This is a genomic window from Spirillospora sp. NPDC049652 (assembly GCF_040675125.1).
Lineage (GTDB): Bacteria > Actinomycetota > Actinomycetes > Streptosporangiales > Streptosporangiaceae > Spirillospora.
In genome coordinates this window covers 1-7,531 of record NZ_JBFAOF010000300.1, presented here as the reverse complement: position 1 = coordinate 7,531, position 7,531 = coordinate 1, and the positions used below count along the sequence as shown (strand labels likewise).

Genomic DNA, 7,531 nt, shown 5'->3' with positions numbered 1-7,531 from the left:
CTCGACTACAACGACATGGCCGACCTCACCCAGCGGATGTACCAGAAGGCCGTCGCGCCGGGAGCGTGATCAGGTCGGCGAGGCAGCGCGCGATCTCCCCCGCGAGCCCGCGCTCCTCGGCCTCCGGCGACAGCGCCGCGCCGGGCGTGTCCACGACGGTCAGCAGCGGCAGCCCGAACTCGGCGGCGAGCCGCATGCCGCGCCGCGCGACGCGCAGCCCGGCGGGACCGAGGGGCCGTCCGACGCGCTGCGCCGCCCGGTCCTGCCCGATCACCACGCACGCCGCGCCGCCGAACCGCGCGAGCGCGAGCAGCAGCCCGGGGTCCGCCTCGCCGTCGCCCGTCCCCGACAGCGGGGTCACCCCGGACGCCCCGTACCTCAGCAGCTCGCGGACGCCCGGCCGCTCGCCGCGCCGCGACCGCTCCACCGACTCCCAGGCCGGGACGTCCACCAACCCATGCCCGGGACGAACCGCCGTCGCGGCAGGACGAACTGGCGGCTTCTCCCTCGGAACCACCCGGACGGCGCACAGGGCGTCCAAAGCCTGCGAGGCGACGTCCGGAAGGTCGTCCACGCCGACGACGGCGTCCAGCAGCCCCTTGGCGGCCAGGTTCTCCGCGACCTGGACGCCCGCCGGGAAGGGCTCGCCGTGAAGCGTCTCGTACACGCGCGGCCCGAGGAATCCGATCAGGGCGCCGGGCTCGGCGGCGGTGACATGTCCCAGCGACCCCCAGGACGCGAGGACGCCTCCGGTCGTGGGATGCCGCAGGTAGACGAGGTAGGGCAGCCCGGCGGCGCGGTGCGCCATGACGGCGGCGGTGATCCGCGCCATCTGGACGAACGCGATGGTGCCCTCCTGCATGCGCGTCCCGCCGGAGGACGGCGCGGCCAGCAGCGGCAGCCCCTCCTCGGTGGCGCGCTCCACGGCGGACACGATCCGGTCCGCGGTGGCGACGCCGATGGATCCGGCCAGGAAGGCGAACTCGGAGACGACGACGGCGACGCGGCGTCCGCGCAGCAGCCCGGATCCGGTCAGGACGGCCTCGTCGCGTCCGCTGCGTTCGCGCGCCCGCGCGAGGTCGGCCGCGTACCGCTCGTCCAGCGCCGCGTACGAGGGCGGGACGTCCCATGACTCGAAACTGCCCGGGTCCAGGACCCGGTCCAGCAGCCCGGCGGCGTCCGGGCGCTCCGGCGACGCGTTCATGCCTCGCAGGCTAGTGCCCGCGCCCGCCGCCGTTCCGGTCAGGGGCCCGGGGGATGGTCAGCACGAGGTGGGCGCCGGACGCTGTGTCGGCGACGACCAGGGTCCCGTCGTGGGCCTGCGCGATGTCGCGGGAGATCGGCAGGCCCAGCCCGGAACCGCCGTGGTCGCGCTTGCGCCCCTCGGCGAGGCGCTGGAACCGCTGGAAGACGCGCTCCCGGTCGCTCTTCGGGATGCCCTCCCCGTCGTCCGCGACGGTCAGCACGGCCTCGTCGCCGCGCGCCTCGACGGTGACGCGGACGCGCGTGCGGGCGTGCCGGGCGGCGTTGTCGAGCAGGTTGGTGATCAGGCGCAGCAGCGGGCCGCGCGCGCCGAGGACGACCACGCCCGGCGCGGCGGTGACGTCCACCGGGACGCGGCGGCGCCGGCCGCCCTCCTGCCGGGCCAGCTCGCCGAGGTCCACGGGCTCGCGCTCCAGCGGGACGCCCGCGTCGAGCTTGGCCAGCAGCAGCAGGTCGGTGACGATGCGCTGGAGCCGGTCGGCGTCGTTCAGCGCGGCCCGGGCGACGGCGGGCCAGTCCTCGTCCTCGGGATGCTCCAGGGCCACTTCGAGCTGGGCGCGCAGGCCGGTGAGCGGGCTGCGCAGCTCGTGCGTGACGTCCCCGACGAACTGCCGCTGCCGGGTGACGTTCTGCTCCAGCCGGTGGAGAGTTACGTTGACGGACGCGGCGAGCTGCGCGATCTCGTCGTGCGTCTCCGGGACGGTCACCCGCCGCAGCCGTCCCTGCCCCGCCCCGGTCACCTCGGCGAGCTCGGCGCTCATCGTCTGGACGGGCCGCAGCGCGCGCCGCACGGCGAGCCACACCGAGAGCGCGACCAGGAGGAGGGCCATCGGCACGGCGAGCGCCAGCAGCACGGTGAAGAACTCGCCGGTGCGCAGGAACCCGGGCAGGGGCTCGCCCGCGTACAGGGTGCGCCATCCGGCGGGCACGTGCACGCGGGAGGCCGCGACGTACACCTTCTCGTGGGACACGGTGGACGTCCCGGTGACGACCGGGTGCGCGGCGTCCGGACGCAGGTCGCTGATCGGCGGACGGCCCCCGATCGCGGAGGTGGAGGCCCGCACCTGACGCCGCTCGTCCAGCACCTGGAGCAGCGAGAAGCCGGTGTCCCCGGCGTGCAGCGCGTGCGGCCCCCGGGGATCGCTGGTGCGGACGGTCGCGGCGAGCGCGGCCACGGCCTGCTCGCCCCGGTCATGCAGGGAGCTGTAGGCCGTGTGCCGGACCGCGGCGTAGAAGCCGATCGCGCCCGCGACCAGCAGCACCCCGACCACCACGGTCGCGGCCCCCGTCACCCTGGTGCGCAGCGACCAGGGTCCAGGCGGCCAGCGGCCCGACATCTTCCGCGTCCTCCCCCGTCGCAGCGCCATGCGGCATGAAACCGCCCGAAGGCCCACGCTGAAGGTTGCGGCCGCCCGACGCCACCCTCCGCGCGCGGGCTGGCCGTACCGGGAAGATCCGCTTACGCAATCTTGTGCGGCACCCGGCGTTAGGCCCCCGACCTGGGCGGACTCATCCGGGAGCCGAGACCGACGAGCGAAATGCCGCACGACCGGCCGGAGCGGATCGGCGGGGGGAGCGGGTCGGCCGGGCCGACGAGCCGACCCGCCGGCCCGGGAGACGTGCCGGTGGCCGGGACGGGCCGTGCCGCACCGTCCCGGCCACCGTGCGCCCCGCCGAGGAGCGCCCCAGCGGCGGGGGAAGGAGGGAGCCCCGTGGAGGAGCCGCCTTGTGATCCCATCCTGCGACGTATTCCCTATAAAGTCAACTGTTTATATAGGAAATATCGGAGGCCGATGCCCGCGCGACCGGAGCCTCCCACCCCTGGGGTCCCGTGCCGCGCGGGCACCGTCTCGTGGCCGCCGACCGTCCACCGTCCACCCGTACCGCGCCGAGCGGGTCTCCGGGGCCGGTGCGATCGCCGGACTGAAAGACACTCTGCCCTGCTTTCGTGCACGGCCCGCTACATCCAGATGACGATCACGTTTCGCGGTTCCGTGCGGATGGGGCACCATGTTGGGCCGGACGTTCCGGCGCGAGATCCGGACAGGAGCGACGAAAGGGGCCAGGGGACGGCATGGACGAACACAGACCCGACCCCTCCCCCGCCTTCCCTCCTCCCGGCCTCCCGGGCCGTCCGGCCGAGCCGCCGAGCCGTCCGGCCGAGCCGCCGGCGAGCCCCGCGCCGCCGGTCACCGGGGGCCGCCCGCTCCCGCAGCCCGCCCTCGGCCCGCTGGACGCGACGACGCCGCTCGAACCGTCCGACCCGCGCGCGGTCGGCGCGTACCCGCTGCTCGGACGGCTCGGCGCGGGCGGCATGGGCACCGTCTACCTCGGCGTGGACCCCAACACCGGGGACCGCGTCGCGGTCAAGATCATGCGTCCGCACCTGATGGACGACCCCCGGTTCCTGCGCCGGTTCCGGGACGAGGCGCTGCTCGCCGGACGGGTCGCGTCGTTCTGCACGGCCCGCGTCCTCGCGCACGGCGAGGAGGCCGGCCGCCCCTACATCGTCAGCGAGTACGTCGCCGGGATCTCGCTCCAGCAGCGCATCACGTCCGGCGGCCCGCTGCCCGCCGCCGACCTGCACGGCATCGCGGTCGGCGTCGCCACCGCGCTCGCCGCCATCCACGCCGCCGGGCTCGTGCACCGCGACCTCAAACCGGCGAACGTGATGCTCACGCTGTCCGGCTGCCGCGTGATCGACTTCGGCATCGCGCGGACGCAGGGCTCCACCGGCTCGGCCGGGACGTCCGGGACCGTCCTCGGCACGCCCGGATGGATACCGCCCGAGGTCATCGGCGGCGGACCGGCCTCCCCCGCCGGCGACGTGTTCTCCTGGGGCTGCCTCGTCGCGTACGCGGGCACCGGACGCCTGCCGTTCGGCGAGGGCGCGGCCCCCGAGGTCGCCCTGCGCGCCGCCACGGAGGAGCCGGACCTGGCGGGCCTGCCCCCGCAGCTCCTCTCCGCCGTCCGCTCGGCGCTCGCCAAGGACCCGGGCGACCGGCCCACCTCGTCCGAGCTGCTGATGTCCCTGGTGGAGCAGACGGCGTCGGCGGTCAGCACCAAGGCCGAGACGCAGGCCATCGGAGCCGTACCACTTCCCCCGCACGCGCACGAGGACGACCCGACCGCGCACACGCAGGCCTTCGCGGCCGTCCAGGGGGACGCGCACACTCAGGCGTTCAGGCCGGTCCCGGCCGAGACGGCCCCACCGGCCCCGTCCCACCTCCGGACGCGCGTCCTCGCCGGAGTGGGCGCGGCGGCCGCGACCGTCCTCGTGCGAGCGGTGGCCCTGGGCCTGACGGACCAGAGCGACGCGGCGCCGCCCCCGCCCAAGGCGACGCCGACCGCCACGGCTCCCGTCCCGACGCCGACGCCGACCACCCCGGTGGCGAAGCCGAAACCCAAGCCCAAACCGAAACCGAAGCCCAAGCACAAACCGAAGCGCAAGAAGCACAAGAAGCGCCACCACTGAGCGCGCTCCAGCCACACCGCAGGTCAGGCGCGCCGCAGATCGGGCGCGGCGGAGGGCAGACGCCCCCGAGACGGAGGCACGCCGCAGGTCAGGTGCGCCAGATGAGGATCAGCGCGCAGTCGTCGTCGCGTTCGGCGGCCATCAGCTCGACCAGTTCGCGCGCGCCCTTGCGGAACCCGTTCGGGACGAGCCGTTCGGCCTCGCCCAGCAGCCGGTCGATCCCGGCGTCCAGGTCGCTTCCCGGAGCCTCGACCAGGCCGTCGGTGTAGAGGAGCAGCGCGTCCCCGGCCTTGAGCTGCCCGCCCTCGGGCACCGCCGCCAGGTCGGGGATCACCCCGAGGACGACGCCCTTGGCCGGGCTGACCCGCCACGTCCCGCTGCTCGCGTCGAACTGCACGGCGGGCGGATGCCCCGCCGACTCGACCGTGTACTCGCCGGTCGCCAGGTCGATCACGACGTGGACGGCGGTGACGAACCCCTCGTCCCACTTCTGCCGGTGCAGGTAGGAGTTGCACGCCGGCAGGAACCGCGCGGTCGGGACGGATCCGAGCAGGCCGCCGAACGCGCCGGACAGCATCAGCGCCCGGGTGCCCGCGTCCGTCCCCTTGCCCGACACGTCCACGAGCGCGACCTCGAGCACCCCGTCGTGCAGCGCCGACACCACGAAGTCGCCGCCGAAGGACGACCCGCCGGCCTGGAGCATCACGACCTGCGCATCCCACCCGTCGGGCAGCTCGGGCATCTCCCCCTGGCTGCGCAACCGGTCGCGCAGCTCCAGCAGCATGGAGTCGCCGCGCAGCCCCATCACGCCGAGCTGCTGCCGCGTCCGCGCCAGCGTCACCGCGAGGACGGACGTCACCGCGAGCGTCGCGACGATCCCCGGCCCGGTGTTGCTGGGGGCCTTCCAGGCGTCGTAGGCGACCATCACGGCCACGACCCCGACCAGGACGCCCAGGGTGCGCACGCGCAGCAGCAGTCCGCCGCCGAGCAGCGTCAGCACCAGCGCGCCGGACGGCGACCACCGCTGCGACTCGACCGCCCCGAACCCGAGGACGATCGCGAGCAGGGCCAGGGCCGCGAACAGGTACCGGTCCCGCGACTGCCTCCCCCGCCGCAGCCACCTGTAAAGCGCCACGAGCACGGGGATCCTGCGCAGGAACGCGCGTACTCGCGGCGGGAGCAGGTGCACCAGACGTTGAAGCATGACGTGGGCACTGTACCGAGCATCGGCACGGACGGCCCGGGTTCCGCGCCCCCGATCACCGATCGCCACCACTCCGCGACGCACGGTCGGCGGGGTTTTCCACAGGTCGCGGCCGCCCTTGCGGGTATGCCCGTCCCCAGGTGTCCAATGGATGAACACCCGCCCACAGGGAGGCAACGATGAGCCAGCCCAGCATGCGCATCACGATCGACGCCGCCATGCGAGCCCGCGACGTGTCGCGCGCGGCCCCCGAAGGCGCCCAGCCCCCGACCCCGGCTCCCGCCGATCCGCCGCGCCAGACCCGCGCGGCCAAGAACGAACGCCGCCGCCTGGAGAAACGAGGCGCCCGCCCCGCCGCCTGACCCCTGCCTGCGCCCGGCCCGGCCCTCCGACCTGTGACGTCCCGTCCCGCCGCACGCAGTCAGAGCACGGCCTTCGGACCAGTCCGCAGACCAACAACCGCAGCGACCCGCCCCCCGGGCGTGGCGAGCCAGCCCGCACGCCAGCGACGACCCGCCGCCCCCGCAGCAACTCGCCCCATGAACCTGCAGCCAGTCGAGCCGCGCAGACCCGCGAAAGGTCGGCCACGTGGCCTGCGGTCGGGTCACCTCGTGAACCGGGGCGGCCGCGCAGGCCTGCGCGGCCAAGCCGCGTGGCCTGCCCGCGCGGGTCTGCGGTGGGTCAGCCGCGTTTGCCTGCGGTCGGCGCAGCCCGGAACCAGCGGCCGGTCAGGCCCCGCCGGCCTGCGACCGTCCAGCCGCGTGGGTCTGCAGCCGGTCAGGCCTCGCGGGTCGCGAAAGGTCAGCCACGGCGGCCTGCGGCCGGGGCGGCGTGAGCCAGCGGCGACCCGGCGGATACCTGCGGCTGGTCAAGCCGCAGCCTGGGCGGCCGGGCAAGCCGCGCAGGCCTGCGGCCGGTCAGGCCGCGCGGGCTGGGGCGGGTCAGGACTCGCGGGGGAGGTCCGGGAGTTCGCCGGTGTTCTCGTAGCCGCTGAGCATCTTGATGCGCCGGGTGTGGCGCGGCTCCTTGGAGTAGGGGGTGTCCAGGAACAGCTCCACGAAGCGGGTGGCGTCCTCGACGCTGTACTGGCGGGCCCCGAGGCTGATGATGTTGGCGTCGTTGTGCTCGCGGGCCAGGCGGGCGGTGTCGTCGCTGAAGACCAGGGCCGCGCGGGCTCCCTTGACCTTGTTGGCGGCGATGGCCTCGCCGTTGCCCGAGCCGCCGATCACGATGCCCAGCGAGCCGGGCTCGGCGACGGTCCGCTCGGCGGCACGCAGCACGAACGGCGGGTAGTCGTCCACCGCGTCGTAGACGAAGGCACCGCAGTCGACGGGCTCGTGGCCGTTGCTCTTCAGCCAGGCGACCAGGTGCTCTTTCAGTTCGTAACCGGCATGGTCGCTTCCAAGAAACACGCGCATGCGCCGATTCTCGCAGGTCGCGGTTGATCTTGGGACGGCGGCGAGGGGTTTGCGCGGCGACGCCCCCCGGCGGGTGGGGTGGCGTGGTCAGGGGTGGGGGTGGACTCTTCAGGTCGGGTAGCGGAAGTCGGGGTCGATCTGGCGCTCCAGTTCGGCGGCGGTCGCCGAACT

At 74.7% G+C, this 7,531-nt stretch carries 5 protein-coding genes and 1 pseudogene; 2 read left to right on the top strand and 4 right to left on the bottom strand.

What is annotated here, in order from left to right; genetic code table 11:
* Window positions 1–55: 55 nt before the first annotated feature.
* Window positions 56–1,204: pseudogene (locus tag AB0J52_RS19980) on the bottom strand (carboxyl transferase domain-containing protein); the annotation flags it as partial.
* A 10-nt stretch (window positions 1,205–1,214) separates the two neighbouring features.
* A complete protein-coding gene (locus tag AB0J52_RS19975) occupies window positions 1,215–2,600 on the bottom strand; it encodes a sensor histidine kinase (protein WP_500183094.1) in 1,386 nt (461 codons plus the stop codon).
* Between the two features lie 737 nt (window positions 2,601–3,337).
* Here AB0J52_RS19975 and AB0J52_RS19970 point away from each other — a divergent pair.
* Entirely contained in the window at window positions 3,338–4,738 is a 1,401-nt protein-coding gene (locus AB0J52_RS19970) for a serine/threonine-protein kinase (protein WP_500183093.1), read from the top strand.
* An 88-nt stretch (window positions 4,739–4,826) separates the two neighbouring features.
* On the opposite strand, the gene AB0J52_RS19965 is transcribed toward AB0J52_RS19970, so the two are convergent.
* Window positions 4,827–5,942: a PP2C family protein-serine/threonine phosphatase gene (locus AB0J52_RS19965; RefSeq protein ID WP_500183092.1), complete on the bottom strand. Its 1,116-nt coding sequence runs from the start codon at window positions 5,940–5,942 to the stop codon at window positions 4,827–4,829.
* Window positions 5,943–6,121: 179 nt separating this feature from the next.
* Between AB0J52_RS19965 and AB0J52_RS19960 the strand changes: the two genes are divergently transcribed.
* Window positions 6,122–6,304, top strand: coding sequence for a hypothetical protein (locus AB0J52_RS19960; protein WP_500183091.1), 183 nt, complete (start codon window positions 6,122–6,124; stop codon window positions 6,302–6,304).
* A gap of 579 nt (window positions 6,305–6,883) precedes the next feature.
* On the opposite strand, the gene AB0J52_RS19955 is transcribed toward AB0J52_RS19960, so the two are convergent.
* A complete protein-coding gene (locus AB0J52_RS19955; protein WP_500183090.1) occupies window positions 6,884–7,360 on the bottom strand; it encodes a ribose-5-phosphate isomerase in 477 nt (158 codons plus the stop codon).
* Window positions 7,361–7,531 lie beyond the last annotated feature (171 nt).